The sequence below is a fragment of the Siminovitchia sediminis genome, from assembly GCF_042680885.1.
Taxonomy (GTDB): Bacteria; Bacillota; Bacilli; order Bacillales; family Bacillaceae_C; genus Siminovitchia; species Siminovitchia sediminis.
Window position 1 is genome coordinate 1 of record NZ_JBHUEO010000121.1, and the last position, 19,186, is coordinate 19,186.

Genomic DNA, 19,186 nt, shown 5'->3' on the forward strand with positions numbered 1-19,186 from the left:
CTCCTCCCATAGAAGAGAAAGAGTGACTCCACTTTTAGCCAATTCCTTATGGATATGTTCACAATCTGGTTTTCTCCTAAAGCCGGAAGTAACATCCTTCTCCGGGTACAAAAGTTCCTGAAGCTCGGCATCTGACATATCCTTTTCGAAGGGCCAGCTAATCCCTTGAATCCGTGCCCGGCTCAAGACATCACTTATGGTATTCCTTGAACTGGAACAGCTGGAAGCGATCCCCCTTTGACTTACTCCTTGGGCATGAAGCCGAAGGATTTCACGATATTTAATCACTAAAAAAACCTCCTATATAATTGATTTGCACACTGAAGTGCAAATCAATTATATAGGAGGTGGCTCAGTTGTGGCAGAGGTGGCTCTAAATCATGTCATAGGTGGCTCTAAAATATGGCAGAGGTGGTATTATCCGATGTCTTTATTCAGAATGCAACCTTCATTTGGTTTCTGCCGCTTCTACATATAATTCTCAATTAAATAGTAAGTTCTTTCTGCAGTTACACTTGCCAGATAATCCATTCCCATGGCTCTTGACGAAGCTGGTTCATCCGGAATTTCAGCAAAATTTTTCTCTTTCATTTGAATCCAGGCGATTTGCTCTGATTTTAATTTTTCAAATTCGTTTTTCGGCATCGTATCTTTTAAAACGCCCCAAACTTCGTTTAATAACTGATCCCATTCATTATAGTATTGCCCATAGAAACCTTGCGCTATATCATGTGCAAATAATTTTTTGGCCTCTCTCTGTATTTTGCTCTCAAGATTATCTGCCTTCTGCCGATAGTTGTTCTTCAAAATATTCGCTTGAGCAGCGTGTTGTTTTGCTTCTGCTTCTACACGCATCCTCTCTACTTCTTTTTCGAGACGCGCTTTTTCCGCAAGACGTGTTTCCGCCACTTTTAACTGCTGGTATAAATCTTCTAATTCACTATCAAATGCATTCGATTGTATTTTATTTTCTATTTCATTTAATTTCGAAGAAGCTTGTTCAACATCATCATGATGAATTAGCTTTTCTATATTTTTCAGTTCGCCGGCGACTTGCTCTTCTCTATCTTTTTCTTCTTCAATCGTTGTTAATAATTTCTTCAATTCTTTTTGCAGAGACGGGGACATCTCATCATTCTTCAACATATCCTTCGCTAAGTCAAACGCTTCTGTCCACTCGAGGGATTCCATTTTCTCCTGTAAAGTTTCATAATCATTTAATAAAGCTATCATATCCTGTACTTCCGAACTATCTGATTTCTCTTCTAAAGCCCGGTGATAAAACTTAAGTGCATCTTCAAAATCTCCACTTTCTAAGGCAGCTTCGGCTTCAGCGACCATTTCCTTATGCGCAGAACTGCATCCGGCCAGAATACATACCATGCCAAGTAATAAAATCATTCGTTTCAATGTTCTTACTCCTTCTAAGATTATTACTATGATTATATAACAAAGCGAGACATTTAGCCTGCTATAATAAACAAATGTTACCAAATTTCTGCAACAAAAATCCTAGTACGTCTGATGTGTGTTTTTACCTGGTGAGATGTATACGCAGGAAAGAATCAGGACATACAATCCGGAGCTGGATCCTTCCGTAAATGTCCTGTTTAAAAGGATTTTGCTGCCGGAAAAAAGCTGATGGGAACTATATTTATATTCTCTTTCTCTGTCACGTTAGTATTCATTATTCTTATCGGTGTAACAATGAATACATTTAATAAAGTTTATATAAACATATAGGAGCATTTTCCTGCTTCCTTGTATTCGTTATAATAAAGGTAGGACGTGAATAGGAGGAGCGCAATCTGATGCCAACAAGCAATTTCCATTTTCTTTCCGGCAAATGGGACATCCTGGCTAACCTGGGTGAAACTGCGGAAAGAAACGTCTTTACTGACCCTAATACTACACTGATGAAACTTCGCGTCTTCGCAGAGACGTTAACGAAATATGTATTAGCCTTTGAAGAAATTAAAGAAACGTATGATACAAAGCTAATCGACCGCATCCGTGTTTTACGGGCGGATGAGCTGATTACAAAGGAATTGGAAGACATCCTTGATATAATCAGACAAAAAGGCAATAGGGCGATGCATGAAGGATACGGATCCCAAAAGGATGCCGAAGCCCTGCTCCATATGGCTTTCAGGCTGGGTGTCTGGTTTATGCAGGTGTACGGTGACTGGGACTTTCAAGAGCCGGAATATCGGGAACCTGTCCGCGTACAAACTGTCGATCAGCAGGAGCTGGACAAGCTTTCTGCTGCTTATGAAGATAAGGTGAAAAAGCTGGAAAGCGAACTGGAACGCCTGCGCCAGGAGCAGCTGTACGTCTCCGATAAAGAGAAGCTTCAGCGCAAAAAAGATGCCCAAAAATATGGCAGCAATATTGCATTAACTGAAGAAGAAACCCGAGCCAAAATTGATGAACAGCTTCGTGCTGCCGGCTGGGAAGCCGACACGGAAGAGCTGCGTTATGGCAGGGGAACCCGTCCTGAAAAAGGCAGGAACCTGGCTATTGCCGAGTGGCCTTTAAAAAAAGGTTTTGCAGACTATGCCTTGTTTGCCGGACTGGAATTGATCGGTATTATAGAGGCCAAAAGGCAAAGCAAAAATATCTTATCGGATATCGAGCAAGCCAAAGCCTATGCCCGTTTGGCCGAGCAAATAGGAGAAGAAATCATTCACAGGCCATATGGGGATTATTATGTTCCTTTTTTATTTGCAACAAACGGCAGGCCGTATCATAAGCAGGCGGAGGAAAAGTCAGGCATCTGGTTCTTGGATGCGAGAAAGCCGACCAATCACCCGCGTCCCTTGCAGCAATGGTACACTCCTCAAGGACTGAAAGAGCTTCTTAAGCAGGATGCTGAGCAGTCTCATCAGAAACTTCGTGATGAACATCTTGGTTATCTTGGTTTGCGCCCTTACCAGGAGAATGCCATCAGGGCTGTCGAACGTGCGATTGAAAACGGGAAGCGCGAAATGCTGCTTGCGATGGCAACAGGGACAGGGAAAACACGAATGGCCATTGGGCTGATTTACAGGCTCATCAAGCATAACCGCTTTAAACGGATTTTATTCCTGGTGGACCGTACAGCACTTGGTGAACAGGCCGAAGCGGCGTTTAAAGATTCCAAGCTGGAAAACTACCATTCTTTTACGGAAATCTTTGAGCTGCAGTCGTTGACGGATGTAACACCTAATCCGGAAACGAAAGTGCAGATTGCCACCGTTCAGGGAATGCTGAAGCGGCTGTTTTATTCTGACGATCATCAGCAGCCGACCGTGGACCAGTATGATTGCATTGTTGTAGATGAAGCGCACAGAGGCTATACATTGGACAGGGAAATGACTGAAGTGGAGATGCTGTTCAGGGATCACAAAGATTATGTAAGCAAATACCGCCAGGTGCTGGACTATTTTGATGCGGTGAAAATTGGGCTGACAGCAACACCGGCCCTCCATACAACGGAGATTTTCGGCGATCCTGTTTTTACATATTCTTATCGTGAAGCAGTGATTGACGGGTGGCTCATTGACCACGAACCGCCGTATCAATTTGAAACAACCTTAAAGAAAAACGGAATTCACTGGAAAGTGGGTGAAACCGTTGATGTCTACAATACGGAAACCGGTGAAATTGAGACAGAGCGTCTTGAAGATGAAGTCAATGTAGAAGTCACCCAGTTTAATAAAAAGGTGATTACAGAGTCTTTTAACCGAGTGATTTTGGCGGAGCTTGCACATTATATTGACCCGACAAGCCTTGGAAAAACCCTGATTTTTGCGGCAACAGATGATCATGCGGACATGGTCGTCCGGATGTTTAAAGAAGAGCTGGAGAAAGTTCACGGACCTATTGAGGACAATGCTGTGATGAAAATTACCGGTTCCATTAAGGATCCCTCTCAAGCGATTAAACTGTTTAAAAATGAGCGGCTTCCGAATATTGTGGTCACGGTAGATTTGCTGACAACCGGAATTGATGTGCCGGAGATCGTCAATCTTGTGTTTCTCAGGCGGGTCCGTTCCAGGATCCTGTATGAGCAGATGCTCGGACGCGCAACTCGAAGAGCGGATGATGTTGGTAAGGATCATTTCTCCATATATGATGCAGTCGGTATCTATGAATCATTACAACCTTATTCGACGATGAAGCCGGTTGTGACCAATCCAAAGATCACTGTCCGTCAGCTGGTGGAAGAGCTGGAGCAGCTGGATGATCAAGATTTGCAAAAACAGCACAAGGAAGAGCTGATTGCCAAGGTACAGCGGCGGAAACAGCGGTGGCAGGAAAAGGACCAGGAGGATTTTAAGGTTCTTTCAGGCGGAAAATCCATCAATGAATTTATTGACTGGATGAAAGAATCCGATGCAAAAGAGGTTGTGGACCGGTTTATGTCCAATCAGAACCTGCTTCAGTATTTGGATGAAAATAAGGGAAGACCGGTCTTGCAGTATATTTCGACACACGAGGATCAGGTAGAGGCGGTTACCCGCGGATATGGAAATGCAGAAAAACCGGAGGATTATTTGCAAAGTTTCCAGCAGTTTATTAAGGAAAATATAAACCTGATTCCTGCATTGAAAGTGGTGTGTACGCGCCCGAAAGATCTGACCCGCAGCCAGTTAAGGGAATTGAAAATCACGCTCGATCAAAAAGGTTTTACAGAGAAAGGGCTTCAGACCGCATGGCGTGACGCCACAAACGAGGAAATTGCAGCCGATATTATCGGATTTATCCGCCGGCAGGCATTGGGTGACCCGTTGATCGATCATGAAGAACGGATTAAAAACGCCATGAAGAAGATTTATCAGATGAGTGCTTGGACGAAAGCCCAACGGTCATGGCTTGAGCGGATTGAAAAACAACTGTTGAAAGAATCCGTCTTGGATCCTGATCCTGAACAGGCATTTGATGTTGAGCCCTTTAAAAGCCGCGGGGGATACAGACAATTAAATAAAATTTTTGAAGGACAGCTCGACAGCATTGTAAGAAACATCAACTCTGCATTATATGTAAGCGAGGAAAAGGAGCAAGCATAACAGATGGGCAACCAACAGATTGTACAGAAGCTATGGAATTTATGTAATGTACTGCGTGATGACGGCATTACCTATCATCAATACGTAACGGAATTAACGTATCTATTATTTTTGAAGATGATGAAGGAAACGGGGTCGGAAGAGGCGATTCCGAAGGAATATCGCTGGGATTCCCTGATCCGCCTTCACGGGATTGATTTAAAAACCCACTATCAAAAGCTCTTGATTGATCTGGGCAATGAAAGTAATGAGATTTTAAAGCAGATCTACTCGAATGCCCAGACGAATATTGATGAGCCGAAGAACTTGGAAAAGATTGTACGATCCATTGATGAATTGGATTGGTACAGTGCAAAGGAAGAAGGCCTCGGAGACCTGTATGAAGGATTGCTGGAGAAAAACGCCAGTGAGACAAAGTCAGGGGCAGGCCAGTATTTTACGCCCCGCGTATTGATTGATGTGATTGTCAAACTGGTCGATCCACAGCCGGGGGAGCGCTGCAATGACCCGGCGGCAGGAACCTTTGGTTTCATGATCGCTGCTGACCGTCATATTCGCGAGAAAACAGATGATTATTTCGATCTAAGTGAAAAAGAAGCTGAATTCCAGACGCGTAAAGCTTTTTCGGGTGTCGAGCTTGTAAGGGATACGCACCGTCTGGCATTAATGAATGCGATGCTGCATGATATTCAAGGGGATATTGTTTTAGGAGATACGTTGTCCGATTTAGGGAAGGACCTGAAAAACTTTGACGTGATTATGACAAATCCTCCGTTTGGGACAAAGCAGGGGGGAGAGCGGCCGACGCGGGATGACTTGACCTTTATCTCTACGAACAAGCAGCTTAACTTTCTGCAGCATATTTACCGGGCCTTGAAGCCGGATGGCAAGGCGAGAGCCGCTGTCGTCCTGCCGGACAACGTGCTGTTTGAAAGCGGCGTGGGAGCAAAAATCCGTGAAGACCTAATGGACAAGTGTAACTTGCATACGATCCTGCGTTTGCCGACGGGCATTTTCTATGCGCAGGGAGTCAAAACAAACGTCCTTTTCTTTACAAGAGGCAAAACGGATAAAGGCAACACAAAAGAAGTGTGGGTCTACGACCTCAGGACAAATATGCCAAGTTTCGGAAAACGGACGCCGCTGACAGAGCAGCATTTTAAAGGCTTCATGGAGGCGTATCATGCAGAAGACCGGACAAAAGTGGAAGATGAACGTTTCAGCGTCTTCACCCGTGAGGACATTCAAAAGAAAGACAACAGCCTGGACATCGGTCTTATTGCCGATGAATCCCTATCCGTCTACGGAAACCTGCCGGATCCTATTGAATCTGCGGAAGAAGCCATTGCCAAACTTCAGCAGGCAGCAAGATTACTGAGTGAAGTCGTGGAGGAACTGCGTTCTATTGATACAGCTGATAATAACAGAGAAAACCGCAAAGCAGCGGAACCAGCAGGAGTGAGCGGGAATGAGTAAGGCAAAGAAGAAACAGAAAACGATGGAAGAACTGCTTGAAGAGGCGCTGGTGCCTGAGGAAGAGCAGCCGTATAAGGTGCCTGAAAATTGGGTGTGGGTGAGATTGGGCTCCATATCAGAAATTATTAGAGGTGTGTCCTACAAGAAACATCAAGTAACCACCGATTTGAATGATTCCAACGCTTTTATTATTAGGGGCGGGAATATTCAAGATGGAAAGATCGTCAATCAAAAAGATAACGTATATGTGCCAAAGGAGTTAGTAAGGAATGAACAGTTTATAAGAAAAGGCGATGTGGTCATTGTTTCTTCTACCGGCAGCTCCAAGGTCATTGGTAAGCCTGGTATTATAAAAGAAGATGATGAGGATACCAGTTTTGGTGCATTTATTACAATGATTAGACCTAATGAAGGGATTCATTATTCTTACTTTGGGATGTATTTCTTATCACACCTTTATAGGGAGAAAATCGTTTCCTTGGCCAAGGGGAGTAATATAAATAATATTAAAAAAGAACACCTTACACAACTTACTATGCCGGTCCCAAATGTAAATGAGCAAATACGAATTGCAGACAAAGCCGGACGCCTTCTATATAAAATTGACGAGGCCAAGCGGTTCATTGAGGAAGCAAAGGAAACGTTTGAGCTTCGGCGGGCCGCTATATTGGATAAAGCTTTTCGTGGGGAGCTGACAGAGGAGTGGCGTAAGGAGAATCCCGAAGTTCGACTGCCCCGTATAAGTGATAGTGCGTTGGCAGAGGCCCCTTACGACATTCCAAGTGAATGGAAATGGGTAAGATTAGGAGATGTTTGCTCTCTACTTTCTGGAAAAGGATTTAAAAAAGCGGAATACACAGACGAAGGAGTTAAGCTCTTAAAAATCCAAAACGTATCTTATAGAAAAATTGATTGGTCAGATGTATCCTGCTTACCAGATCATTATTTAGAGACTGAGGCTAAACTTGTATTACATCCACAGGATATCCTTATTGCGCTGAATAGACCTATTACCAATAATAAATTAAAGGTTGGAATGCTGAAGGATGAAGATACGCCTGCTATATTATATCAGCGAGTAGGTTGTTTAAGACCTGTCTCCGAGGAGCTGGATCCCAGTTTTTTATACCTGTTATTTACGTCCGGTTATTTCCTTAATGAAATCCAAAAACGACTTTTAGGCAGTGATCAACCATATATAAATATGCCGCAGCTAAAAGAAATACCGATTCCTTTGGTCAGTTACCCGGAACAAAAAGCTATTGTAGAGTCGGTACATACATTCTTGAAAAAAGAACAAAAAGCTCTTGGCAGGGTAGAGAGCAGTATTGATTTTGAATCATTGCAGTCATCCATATTATCACAGGCCTTCCGAGGGGAACTGGGCACCAATGAACCTGCAGAAGAAAGTGCCATTGAGTTATTAAAAAAAGTGCTACAAAACAGGTAAGCAGTTATTTTCTTTAACAGTCCATATAGCACACAGAAAGCCCATTAAAATGTTTTCTTATCAATAAAAAGAACGTAACAAATGGTTCTCAATAGCGCCCGTCGTGTATCAAAGTTCTTAAACGGTAATACAGTGGTGAAATCAAAAAATCTCTTCCCGCAAGATTGGGGAAGAGGTTTTTTGAAGTCGTTTGGGTATACTTTTTACCGTTGGTATATCTTGTATTTCGTCTGGGCAGCCGTATTGTTCGGTGACTCCGGAGAAAAAACATTTCAGGGGATTCCGTCCATTCTCGTTGGCAAAATTGCAGTCGCCTGTTACACCAATCAGCGCTGTTTTAACATCACCTTTACGTTACTTATGAGATAATCAAGCGAAAAGGTAACAAAATATATAAAAGTCTGTTAGGATATTTTCATATGCACACCATTTTCCAGAATTGATATGTACGCCTATGTGCCTTCGAGCATGTTATTCAATCCGAAAGGAGTCGAGTTCTTTGGTCTCAAACGTTGTTTTAAATCAGACAGTCATACAGGTATATAACTATAAAGAAAATCGGCAGGACGGTTTATTGAACATTGAAGTGGATTTTAAAGTGACAAGCGATGATTATCATGATATGACGACGCTGCTATATGAAGGGATTTTTGATGTAAAAGTTCCTGAAAAAGGGTTGGAATTCAGAGGAGCCATTCAAGAGTACTATACGTCGATTACCAACTTATATAACGAAGGAGAAGTTGGGGATTTTCATGTGGGCTTGATTGAAGTGAAGAATGCAAAGTAAATGGCGAGGAGTTAAGCGCTTATTCATCATCAACAGCAAAAAGAATGATCAGAAAAGCAACCAGCCTGCAGGGTTGTCAACCAAATTGACCAATTTTTCCGATAATTAGCTACTTTTTAAAAGGGAGTCTAATATAATAAATGTAGATGAGGGAAAGGCCCTGGTAATAGGAGTGCCTAATTTTTGGAAAAGTGGGGTGACATCCATGTCCAATGAAAATAAGGTTTTATTGGAACAGCGAAAAGAAAATGCAACAAAAGTAAAAGCAGAAAGAAAAAAAGGGGAACCCACTGCAGCTTTTAAAGGGGCTTCCTGGGCAGCCCTGTTGGTGGGGGCTGCATCTTACCTGATAGGCTTATTTAACGCGGCCATGGAGCTGAATGAAAAAGGGTATTACTTTGCTGTTTTGATCTTTGGACTTTATGCAGCAGTATCATTACAAAAAGCCGTAAGGGATAAAGATGAGGGAATACCGGTTACTGCCATTTATTATGGTATTAGCTGGTTTGCACTGATTGTTTCTATTTCTTTAATGGCCATTGGCTTATACAATGCAGAAAGTATTGTGTTAAGTGAAAAAGGATTTTATGGTATGGCATTTGTTCTAAGTTTATTTGCTGCTATTACCGTTCAGAAGAATATTAGAGATACGCAACAGGCAAGGGAAGGAGAATAAATATCCAACCGGATTGGACAGCAGAAGTCGATGACATGCCGGCAACTAAGATCACAAGCAGTTAAAATGCCCCCAGCTGATAGCTTATTACGTTATCCATGGTCCTAAGCCATTTATCTCGTCGTTTTCCCCGGTTTTTTGAAAATGAGGGGATTTTTTATTTGATACGGCGGTATAAGTACCCTGCATACTGTATCAAGGCATGGTTTAAGATGCTTGGATAAACAACCATACATCTTCCCTGTTTCCTGTGAAACATACAGTTCATCCTATATCAGTACACTGACAAAACAAATGGCTTGTACTTTATATCATTTATCGTTATGTTTAGCATATTAACTAGTTCCTGCTGAAATAAGGTGAGCTTTTTGATAAAGGATGAAATTCGTGAAGTTCTGAATGACATATCTACAAAAAATCGCAGAAGTTACTCGGAAATGCTGCGTCAATTAGGTCTTCATATAGGTCAAGATCAATTATTATGCCAATTATGGAAAGAGGACGGTGTTACACAAAACCAATTAAGCGAACGTTTACATTGTGAACCGCCAACTGTCGCAAATATGTTAAAGGCACTGGAAAACTACGGTTTAATATACAGACAACGAGATCCATCAGATGCCAGGGTAAATAGAGTTTATTTAACACCTAAAGGCCGAGAGATCAAAGAGCCCATTGAAGAAGTTTGGGCTAAGCATCAGAAACAGTTATTGGATGGATTATCTTCGGATGAACTTTTGCTGTTAAAAGGCATACTAAGAAAGATGGCTAAAAATCTTTCGTAAATCATTAGCATACTTATGATCAGTTAAATCAACGGGCAGAACCATGACACTATCAGGGAGATGACATATGAATATTTGCGATTCCCGGTCATGTTGCGGCGCAATGTGGTCAATTCCTCGATGATACGGATCCTGTTTGTTAACTAAATCAAATGGATGGGCTGGTAAGGAAGAATTTACTGGGAGGTTGTTACATATGAAATTGAGCATTTTAGATCAAGCCCCTGTTACGAAGGGAAATCAGGCTGCCGATGCGTTAAAAAAGGCAGAAGAATTGGCTGTCTTGGGAGATGAATTGGGGTATCACCGGATGTGGATGGCAGAACATCATGGAACGAAAGATTTTGCGAGTTCAGCCCCAGAAGTGGCGGCCGCTCATTTGGCTGCTAAAACAAAGAACATACGGATCGGCACCGGTGGAGTGATGATGATGCATTATTCTCCTTTAAAACTGGCGGAGGTGTTTAAGACATTAAGTGCCCTATCACCGGGCCGGATTGATTTTGGGGTGGGGCGGGCCCCCGGAGGGGATAACTATTCGATTTATGCTTTATCGGAAGGCCGTCAGCCGATGGTTACTCATTTATATGAAAAGTTTGATACAGCCTTGCAATTGATTAACGACGAAGTGCCTGAAGATCGGTTGTACAGTCAAACGATCGCTTCCCCATCCAATGTCCAACTGCCGGAAGCCTGGCTGCTGGGGTCAACCGGAAATAGCGCGGTACAGGCAGGGGTGAGGGGAGTCGGCTATTCATTTGCCCAGTTTTTTAACGGGGAGTTGTCCAAACCGATATTGGATGCGTATAAAAATAACTTTCGGCCCTCGGCTTTTATGGAAAAGCCGCAAATTAATGTTTCCTATATGGTGACAACCGCCGAAACAAAAGAAGAAGCTGAATTCCAAGCCGGGCCCCAAGATATCTGGCGTTTGCTGTTTATGAGAGGCAGAATTGCTCCACTGTTAACGCCGGAGGAGGCCCGTGAGTATCCATTGACAGAGATGGATCGAATGATGATCAAGGAGAATCGCAAAATTCATTTGGTCGGAGATGTGAAAGAAATAGCAAAGATCCTGCAGGAGGAACAGGAGCGTTATGGATTTGATGAAGCTATGATTGTCAGTATTCCTCATTCTCAAGAGAAACGTCTGGAGGTCTATCGATTATTGGCCCGAGAATTGTTGTAAATTTGGGGGAAGGAAAAGTTGATTCGGAAATGGGCACAGGAAAAGCCGGATGCGGGAAATCGGCAGATTCGGTTGGAGGAGTGCAGGAGTATCGTACTTTTAATATCAAAAAAAGTCGCGCTTTTTCTGGTAGGGGTGCGACTTAAATATAATGGCTCAGTAAAAGTAAATAGATTGATCAAGGGTTGAACAAGTTCTACACGACAGATTCCAGCGGAGGAAAGACCCGGTGCACTCCACAGTGCGAAGGGTCACCAGCCTCCTGCAGAAAGCGAAGTTTTTCGGGGTCACTTACTAAATCTTTTTTTGTCCCGGCTTATACTTTTACAAATGTTTTGCTCTCTTCTACGATCAGCTGGATATTATATTTTTTGATTCTTCTCATGAGCAGCGACTGAGTTACTCCCAAAAATTTGGCGGCTTTTCTAGTGGACTTTTCTTTTTCAAGAGCATCGATAATCATCTTCTTCTCCATCTCTTCAAGTACTTCTGTCATTGTACCGTTTTGGGGTATATAAGGGGAGTTGGAATGTATATTTTGATCCACCATTTTCTGAGGCAGGTCCTTTTCTTCAATAAATTCATCCTCTGATAAGATCACCAGGCGCTCTATTAAATTTTCCAATTCACGTACATTGCCTGGCCAGGAATATTGCCTGAAATTATTTAGCACTTCATTTGAAAAGCGTTTGTTTTTGTTATATCTCCCGTTGAACTTGTTTAAAAAATAGGCAGCTAAATCCTCAATATCATCGCGGCTTTCCCGTAAAGGCGGCATGTTCACTGTTAATATGTTCATCCGGTAATACAAGTCGGAACGGAATGTACCTTCTTCCACCATTTGTTCCAGATCCCTGTTTGTTGCTGCAATAATTCGGACATCCGCATGCCTTGGCTCACGTGCACCAATCGGCATATAAGTCTTTGACTGCAAAAAATGTAAAATTTTCGTCTGCAAGTGCAAAGGCATTTCTCCGATTTCATCCAAAAATAAAGTTCCATCTTCTGCCGCTTGAATCAAGCCGGCTTTTCCTTTAGAAGTTGCCCCCGTAAATGATCCTTTCTCGTACCCGAATAATTCAGATTCCAGCAAGGATTCGGGTAAGGAAGCACAGTTAATTTGAACGAAAGGCCCATGTTTTCTTTTACTTAACATATGAATCTTTTCCGCTGTCAGACTCTTACCCGTACCGGTTTCACCTATAATTAATGCAGTGGTATCGACTGCGGAAATTTTTTCAATAATATTTTTAGCCATTATACGGCTATTGCTTTTTCCGCCCAAATTGACTCGTTCTACATCATTTCTACTTGTTTGCATCTTTGTGAGCTTTCTGATTTGAGCACTGTATTTTTCCAATAACTCTTCAATTTCCTGCAGTTTGGATGTGTTTTTTACTGCGTCTGTAATGTCACGCAAATGTGCAACCGCAGCAACAATATGTCCTTCTTTATTTTTGACTAAATGGCCTGTTGCTATATATTTTCTTCTTTCTTTACCAACCGTTTGTACGGTACTGACATTTTTACCTTCATCCAGAGTCATCCGCAGTACGGAAGGTCTGAATATACCTTCTTTTTCCAAGTCCCTTACATTTCTGCCAATCAGTTTATTTCTTGGAACACCGTTCATCGCTTCACTGGCGGAGTTAAGCCAAAGCGTCGTTCCCTTATGATCCGAAATATAGATGGCATCATGAATAGACTCTAAAATATCAGCAAATAATGTCGAATTTTGGCGACTTAGTTCCAATAACTTCTCCAAATTTATCTCCCCCATCTAAGAAACCGAGTCTATTTCGAATCGATCCGGTAAAAAAGACATATATTCCACATAAAATCGAATTGATTACGAATCAGGTGAATTGAATATATTAAAATTGTACTTTTATTAGTCGAGATTTTCAATGAAATTTTGATGAAATGGTGGTAAACAACCCACTTTATCTCTAATATATTGGCACGCTTCTTGCAATAATAAAAAGAGTGTTGGGAGGTGACGTATAATTGAATGTCGAAAAAGTTGTATCACGCTCCAATAAATCAAACTTAAATGAAGACGTATGCAACATTAATAAAAAACGGCTGTTATCCACCATAGATACGAGTGCCGGCTGCGGTACGCTTCCTAATGGAGGCCTATGCAGACTTGCACTGAGTGAAGAAGACCAAAAGATCAGGGATTTGTTTAAGGAATGGATGAAGGAGTCCCATCTTGATGTCCGAATTGATGATGTTGGAAATATGTATGGGCGACGGCCGGGAAAAAATCCCGATGCGCTGCCGGTTGTTATTGGTTCTCATCTTGACACCCAGCGAATCGGCGGAAAATACGACGGCATTTTAGGCGTGATGGGCGCACTGGAAGTTGTTCGTACGCTCAATGATTATGACATTGAGACGGAAAGACCCGTTGAGATTGTAAATTTCACCAACGAAGAAGGAGCCAGGTTCTTACCTTCCATGCTTGGCTCAGGGGTCGCAGCCAATGTTATTCCGACGGAAGAGATATTAAAAATTAAAGATAAAGATCAAATACGTTTCGTAGATGAGTTGGAAAAGATCGGTTATAAAGGTTCCGCCCGCAATCGGCTTCATGAAATGTATTGTTATCTTGAACTGCATATTGAACAAGGGCCGGTTCTGGAAACAAACGATCAAAGTATAGGGGCCGTCACAGGTATTCAAGGGATCAGTGTACTGGAAGTCTGCGTGAAGGGAAGGACTAGCCACGCGGGCACTACCCCAATGGAAAATAGGAAAGATGCCATGCGGACTGCCGGAAAAATGATTCAGGATATTTATCAGTCGGCTGAAAGCGTTCCCGGCCTGCTGATTACAATCGGACAAATCCAGGCGCTACCCAACGTCACCAATTCGGTTGCAGAACAAGTCATTTTTTCAATTGATATTCGTCATCCGGATGATGCCATGAGAATGATGTTCACCCATGAGCTGAAGGAAAAGCTTAGTACAAAGGCCCTCATTGATCAAGTAGACATTCATATGAAGGATCTCATGGACGTAAAAGCAGAAAAATTCTCCGAAGACATTGTAAGCGAAATCCAAAGAGCAGCAGACAAATTTGGATATCGTTCCATGAAATTGATCAGCGGAGCCGGCCATGATGCCAAATATATGAACCAACTGGCTCCTTCCGGAATGATTTTTATACCGAGCATTGGCGGTGTCAGCCACTGTGAAGAGGAATTCAGCACAGATGAAGATATAGCCAAAGGGGTTCAAGTATTGCTTGAACTGGTACTGCGATTTGCCAATCATAAAGAAGAATTAAAAAGGTAAGGAGTAGTCAATCGTAATGAAAAAAGAAACCGATTCAGCTTTAGAGAAAGTATTTAAACAAATAGATGCATCCTGGGAAGAAGAAGTTGACTTTTTGCAAAAGATTTGTCAATTCCCGTCAACTCTTGGCAATGAGGGACCTGTCCAACATTTCATAGCTGATTATCTGGAAAAAGAAGTGGGATTGGATGTAACAAAAGTGATTCCTGATCCGGAAAAACTATCTTCTCACCCCGGTTATTCAGAAGCAGACTGGTCATATGAGGATCGGCCGGTTGTCATCGGTGAATACCGTCCCGAGGGTGAAAAGAAAGGCAAAAGCGTGATCTTTCAGGGCCATATCGATGTTGTCAGCCCTGAGCCGGTTTCATTTTGGAAACATGATCCATGGGGTGCCGAGATCGTCGGAAATAAAATGTATGGCCGTGGAACAGCAGATATGAAATCGGGCGTTGCTGCGATGATCTTTGCGTTAAAAGCTGTCCGCGACGCAGGAGTCAAGCTTTCATCCGACGTTATTGTCAAAACAGTGACAGAAGAAGAGTGTACGGGAAATGGTGCACTTGCAGCGATAGAAGCAGGATTTAAAGCTGATGCCGCTCTCATTCCTGAACCTGTACTCGGTCAAAAAGGATTAACTGCTCAAGTCGGGGTAATATGGGTCAAAGTGAAAGTCAAAGGTTTGGGTGCGCATACTGAAAGGGCTGACAAAGCTGTAAACTCCATTATGGAAGGTTATAAAATGATCAATGCCCTTTTGGACTACGAAAAAGAGCTGAACAGCAGAGAGAGACATAAGGACTTTGCTGATCACCCCCATCCATATAACGTCAACATCGGAAAAATCCATTCAGGAGACTGGCCTTCATCAGTTCCTTCCGAATGTATTGTTGAAGCGAGGGTCGGATTTCCTCCAGGAGTAGACCCGCAGGATGTAAAGGACGAGTTAAAGGCTTATTTGTTGGCAGCTGCTGAAAAAGACGAGTGGTTAAAAGAAAATCCGCCGGAAATTTCATTTTACGGCTTCCATGCGGAAGGATTTTCAATTGATCCAAACCAAGAGCTTTTTGATATTTTAGGTGAGGCCCATACGGCGGCAGTAAACGAACCGTTGGAAACGGGATCATTCACAGCTACAACAGATGCAAGATTTTATAACCTGTACTACGATATTCCATCCACTTGCTATGGCCCAACAGGCGATGGCCTCCATGCTCCAAATGAATGGGTGGATCTTGACAGTGTCAAAACGGTCACAAAAACATATGCTGCATTTTTACTCAAGTGGTGCGGCTACAGTAACTAAATAGCCCGGGGAGTACCCAGCCCAAAAGGCCGGATAATCTCCCGCTTTGCTATGATAGGTTCATTCCAATCAGCGGTATGGAAAGAAATATATCCAGGGGATAAATTTGGGATCTTTAGTCACCGGTATTCATGGAATGATAAGTAACAATATAGCCAAAAAATTTTAATTAAAGAGATGGTGAAACGAAAAAATGTCTACTGAAATAAATCACGATAATTTAACTGAAAAAGAACGAAAAAGCATGGCTAGAAGAGCCGGGCTTGCCAGCTTGGTTGGAACAACCATTGAATGGTATGATTTCTTCTTATTTGGAACAATGGCCGCCTTGGTCTTTCCTGATTTATTTTTCGGGGGAGATGATCCTTACCTGGGGCTGCCTTTTTCGGGTACTTTGGAGATAGGATCGGACGTAAGGCTACGTTAGTAACGACACTCCTGTTAATGGGAATCGCCAGTACGCTTATCGGACTATTGCCAACATACGAAACCTGGGGTGTTATGGCAACCATTCTGTTAGTATTCTTCCGTTTTTGCCAAGGGTTCGGTGCCGGCGGTGAATGGGGAGGATCCGTCGTTCTCTCTGTTGAGTGGAGCCCTAAAGGAAAAAGAGGTTTAATGGGAAGTATGACGCAAGTTGCATCACCTATTGCCCTGCTCTTATCATCAGGTGTAGTGTCCGCCACGATCTTTTTAACAGGGGATAATTTCCATGTATGGGGTTGGAGAATTCCTTTCCTTGTTAGTGTGATCCTTGTGATCATTGGTTTTATTATTCGACGCGGTGTGGCGGATTCGCCGTCATTTGCCAAAATGAAGAAAGAAAATCGTCTATCCAAACAACCTGTTCGGGATGTATTTAAAAGATATCCTAAAACAATTTTCTTGGTCATCTTAGCGAGTTTAGCACAAGGAATCCCTTTTTATATCTTTACGACTTTTGCCATCAGCTATGGATCAGAACAATTGCAATTAGAAGAACAGTTTCTGACAAATACGCTTATGGTTGTATCCGTAGTTGAGATCCTTGTCATCTTTTATGCCGCTCACTTATCGGACAAGTACAACAGAAAATCGATATTTTATGCCGGAGCGCTCGTAACCATATTGATGGCCTTCCCGTTCTTCTGGCTATTTGACACAAGGGTCGCAGGTCTGGTTGTTCTCGCGATGAGTCTTGCCATTATTGGGGCCGGGACTGTCTATGGTCCTCTAGCTGCGTTAATTTCCGAATGTTTCCCTGCCGAGATTCGGTATAGCGGAACTTCACTCGGCTATCAGCTTTCGGCTGCCATTCAAGGACTATCACCAATGATCTGTGTATATTTATTAAATACCTTTAACAGCACGGTACCGATCAGCCTCTATCTGATTATTGGTTCTGTGGCTGCAATAATAGCTGTTGCCAACTTGAAAAAGGCTACGTATATGGATGAGGAAGATGTGGCCAGCTAACAAAATGTATGACGGTTTAACATCACATGTTAAATAAGGCAAGCGGGGGCTGTCACAGAAATTAGTTGTTACTGTTTCTGGACAGCCCTATTTGCTTCAGAGAAGCAATGTGGAGTGCCAAATGCTGGAATATCATAAGGGAAAGCGCTTGAAATTCACAGTCCCTCCATTGGTTGCCTGTTACTTTTGTATTTTTTAGTGTATCTTTTTACAAATTAAGTTACGATGGTATGTAGTAAGATTTCAATGAGGGAAGGGCGGAAAATTAGAATGAGTGCGTTTCCTAAAGACGCCATGCGTGTACTGAAAGAGACAAGTCGTACATTTTATATTCCGATTACTTTTTTGCACAAGGAGTTAAAGTATTCGGTTGCTTCTGCTTACTTAGTATTTCGGGCCATTGATGAAATCGAAGACCACGAGGAGTTGGATCATGGTGTGAAATCTTCGATTTTAATGCAGGTCAGTGAATTATTTAAACGACCGTTTGATAACAAAGAATATATAAGAATTCTTGGACCGGTCAAAGATCAAATGCCCGAAGTGACACTTCGTTTGGAGGATTGGCTGCAGGCCTGTCCAAAAGATGCCCTGCCTATACTTACGGATGCTGCTAATGAGATGGCTTATGGAATGGCAAAATGGGCAAAGGTAAATTGGGATATTCGTACACGTGAAGATTTGGATGATTATACGTATTATGTTGCCGGACTCGTTGGGGTGATGCTTTCCGACCTTTGGGAGCACTATGCCGGAGAGAAAACAGACCGGGAGCTTGCCATCGGTTATGGGCGCGGGCTTCAGGCCGTAAATATTTTACGTAATGAGAAGGAAGATTTGGATGAACGGGGGGTAAGCTTCGTACCAGATGGCTGGAATCGTGCACATCTATTCGCATATGCTGATGAAAACCTTGCAAAAGCGGATGAATATATGAAGTCACTCCAAAAGAAAAGCATTTTATTATTCTGCCGTCTCCCGCTCGCATTGGCACACAAAACATTAAAAGCGATGAAAGAGGGGCGGGAAAAAATGACACGTGCAGAAGTAGAACAAACCGTAGAAGAAGTTGAAATCGATTAGGGTTCTGCACAGGGGAGAAAATCATCTTCCCATTGCTTCATCTGTCGAGCCATCCAGACTTTTTGTTACTTTCCTTTCTTGTTAACTAAATTGACAATAAATAGCAAGTTCTGTATAGTGTGTGGTGAAAATTGGGATTGGAGCGAGCGGTGTGATCCGAAATTCTGAATTACAAAATTTAGATCTGATTGATTTATTAAGCGAGCGGCACAATTTGGTCAGAAAAGTTGCAGAGAGAGCATGGAATGAGCAAAGTGACATTTATATTTCAAATTCCGAATGGTATATCATGGCCAGAATTTACAAAAAGCGTCCAACCATATCAGATGTGACCAAAAATGTAGAAATTACCCGTCAAGCGATCCATAAGTTTATCAAGAATATGGCTGCAAAAGGCTTGGTAGATATTCAAAATGTAGAAAACAACAAGAAAGAAAAATGTGTACAATTGACTGCTTTAGGGGAAGAATGCTATGAAAGGAACATGGAGCTGAAGGCACAGCTTGAAGCTGAAATCGCAGAGACCATAGGAATCGATCGGGTCACCACACTTAAGAGTATACTAAAATCAGATTGGAAAATAGAATAAAAAAAAGCCCTCTTTGTCAAAGTTGTTTGCCAA

At 42.4% G+C, this 19,186-nt stretch carries 15 protein-coding genes and 1 pseudogene; 13 read left to right on the top strand and 3 right to left on the bottom strand.

Annotation, left to right across the window (positions count from 1 at the left end; translation table 11 throughout):
• Window positions 1–288: pseudogene (locus ACFSCZ_RS19145) on the bottom strand (IS21 family transposase); the annotation flags it as partial.
• A 180-nt stretch (window positions 289–468) separates the two neighbouring features.
• The gene (locus tag ACFSCZ_RS19150; RefSeq protein WP_380776839.1) at window positions 469–1,401 is read right to left on the bottom strand and encodes a lysozyme inhibitor LprI family protein; all 933 of its coding nucleotides are present in this window, start codon (window positions 1,399–1,401) and stop codon (window positions 469–471) included.
• A gap of 410 nt (window positions 1,402–1,811) precedes the next feature.
• On the opposite strand from ACFSCZ_RS19150, the gene hsdR reads away from it, so the two are divergent.
• The 7 genes from hsdR (at window position 1,812) to ACFSCZ_RS19185 (ending at window position 11,417) form a co-directional block, all read left to right on the top strand.
• Window positions 1,812–5,051: a type I restriction-modification system endonuclease gene (hsdR, locus tag ACFSCZ_RS19155; protein WP_380776586.1), complete on the top strand. Its 3,240-nt coding sequence runs from the start codon at window positions 1,812–1,814 to the stop codon at window positions 5,049–5,051.
• Between the two features lie 3 nt (window positions 5,052–5,054).
• Window positions 5,055–6,527, top strand: a complete 1,473-nt coding sequence (locus ACFSCZ_RS19160) for a class I SAM-dependent DNA methyltransferase (protein ID WP_380776588.1) — start codon at window positions 5,055–5,057, stop codon at window positions 6,525–6,527.
• A complete protein-coding gene (locus tag ACFSCZ_RS19165; RefSeq protein ID WP_380776590.1) occupies window positions 6,520–7,977 on the top strand; it encodes a restriction endonuclease subunit S in 1,458 nt (485 codons plus the stop codon). Before ACFSCZ_RS19160 ends, ACFSCZ_RS19165 begins: the two co-directional genes overlap by 8 nt.
• Before the next feature lie 499 nt (window positions 7,978–8,476).
• Complete coding sequence (locus ACFSCZ_RS19170; RefSeq protein WP_380776592.1) at window positions 8,477–8,767, top strand: DUF3219 family protein; 291 nt, start codon at window positions 8,477–8,479, stop codon at window positions 8,765–8,767.
• Between the two features lie 205 nt (window positions 8,768–8,972).
• A complete protein-coding gene (gene yiaA, locus ACFSCZ_RS19175) occupies window positions 8,973–9,443 on the top strand; it encodes an inner membrane protein YiaA (RefSeq protein WP_380776594.1) in 471 nt (156 codons plus the stop codon).
• A gap of 368 nt (window positions 9,444–9,811) precedes the next feature.
• A complete protein-coding gene (locus ACFSCZ_RS19180; protein ID WP_380776596.1) occupies window positions 9,812–10,228 on the top strand; it encodes a MarR family winged helix-turn-helix transcriptional regulator in 417 nt (138 codons plus the stop codon).
• Window positions 10,229–10,424: 196 nt separating this feature from the next.
• A complete protein-coding gene (locus ACFSCZ_RS19185) occupies window positions 10,425–11,417 on the top strand; it encodes an LLM class flavin-dependent oxidoreductase (RefSeq protein WP_380776598.1) in 993 nt (330 codons plus the stop codon).
• Window positions 11,418–11,733: 316 nt separating this feature from the next.
• Here the strand turns inward: ACFSCZ_RS19185 and ACFSCZ_RS19190 are convergent, their stop codons facing one another.
• Window positions 11,734–13,182, bottom strand: coding sequence for a sigma-54 interaction domain-containing protein (locus ACFSCZ_RS19190; protein WP_380776600.1), 1,449 nt, complete (start codon window positions 13,180–13,182; stop codon window positions 11,734–11,736).
• A 242-nt stretch (window positions 13,183–13,424) separates the two neighbouring features.
• Here ACFSCZ_RS19190 and ACFSCZ_RS19195 point away from each other — a divergent pair, with 242 nt between their 5' ends.
• The 6 genes from ACFSCZ_RS19195 to ACFSCZ_RS19220 all read left to right on the top strand — a co-directional run bounded on the left by ACFSCZ_RS19195 (window position 13,425) and on the right by ACFSCZ_RS19220 (window position 19,153).
• Window positions 13,425–14,720, top strand: coding sequence for a Zn-dependent hydrolase (locus ACFSCZ_RS19195; RefSeq protein ID WP_380776602.1), 1,296 nt, complete (start codon window positions 13,425–13,427; stop codon window positions 14,718–14,720).
• A gap of 16 nt (window positions 14,721–14,736) precedes the next feature.
• A complete protein-coding gene (locus tag ACFSCZ_RS19200) occupies window positions 14,737–16,026 on the top strand; it encodes an ArgE/DapE family deacylase (RefSeq protein ID WP_380776604.1) in 1,290 nt (429 codons plus the stop codon).
• Window positions 16,027–16,219: 193 nt separating this feature from the next.
• Complete coding sequence (locus ACFSCZ_RS19205; protein ID WP_380776606.1) at window positions 16,220–16,453, top strand: hypothetical protein; 234 nt, start codon at window positions 16,220–16,222, stop codon at window positions 16,451–16,453.
• A complete protein-coding gene (locus tag ACFSCZ_RS19210; RefSeq protein WP_380776841.1) occupies window positions 16,432–17,481 on the top strand; it encodes an MFS transporter in 1,050 nt (349 codons plus the stop codon). The genes ACFSCZ_RS19205 and ACFSCZ_RS19210 overlap by 22 nt, the downstream gene beginning before the upstream one ends.
• 270 nt (window positions 17,482–17,751) lie before the next feature.
• Entirely contained in the window at window positions 17,752–18,564 is an 813-nt protein-coding gene (locus ACFSCZ_RS19215) for a squalene/phytoene synthase family protein (protein WP_380776608.1), read from the top strand.
• Window positions 18,565–18,715: 151 nt separating this feature from the next.
• Entirely contained in the window at window positions 18,716–19,153 is a 438-nt protein-coding gene (locus ACFSCZ_RS19220; protein ID WP_380776610.1) for a MarR family winged helix-turn-helix transcriptional regulator, read from the top strand.
• Window positions 19,154–19,186 lie beyond the last annotated feature (33 nt).

Bases quoted from the DNA above. Each gene is read 5' to 3' on its own strand.
- ACFSCZ_RS19150 (WP_380776839.1), bottom strand. From the start codon at position 1,401: ATGATTTTATTACTTGGCATGGTATGTATTCTGGCCGGATGCAGTTCT.
- hsdR (WP_380776586.1), top strand. From the start codon at position 1,812: ATGCCAACAAGCAATTTCCATTTTCTTTCCGGCAAATGGGACATCCTG.
- ACFSCZ_RS19160 (WP_380776588.1), top strand. From the start codon at position 5,055: ATGGGCAACCAACAGATTGTACAGAAGCTATGGAATTTATGTAATGTA.
- ACFSCZ_RS19165 (WP_380776590.1), top strand. From the start codon at position 6,520: ATGAGTAAGGCAAAGAAGAAACAGAAAACGATGGAAGAACTGCTTGAA.
- yiaA (WP_380776594.1), top strand. From the start codon at position 8,973: ATGTCCAATGAAAATAAGGTTTTATTGGAACAGCGAAAAGAAAATGCA.
- ACFSCZ_RS19185 (WP_380776598.1), top strand. From the start codon at position 10,425: ATGAAATTGAGCATTTTAGATCAAGCCCCTGTTACGAAGGGAAATCAG.
- ACFSCZ_RS19200 (WP_380776604.1), top strand. From the start codon at position 14,737: ATGAAAAAAGAAACCGATTCAGCTTTAGAGAAAGTATTTAAACAAATA.
- ACFSCZ_RS19205 (WP_380776606.1), top strand. From the start codon at position 16,220: ATGTCTACTGAAATAAATCACGATAATTTAACTGAAAAAGAACGAAAA.
- ACFSCZ_RS19215 (WP_380776608.1), top strand. From the start codon at position 17,752: ATGAGTGCGTTTCCTAAAGACGCCATGCGTGTACTGAAAGAGACAAGT.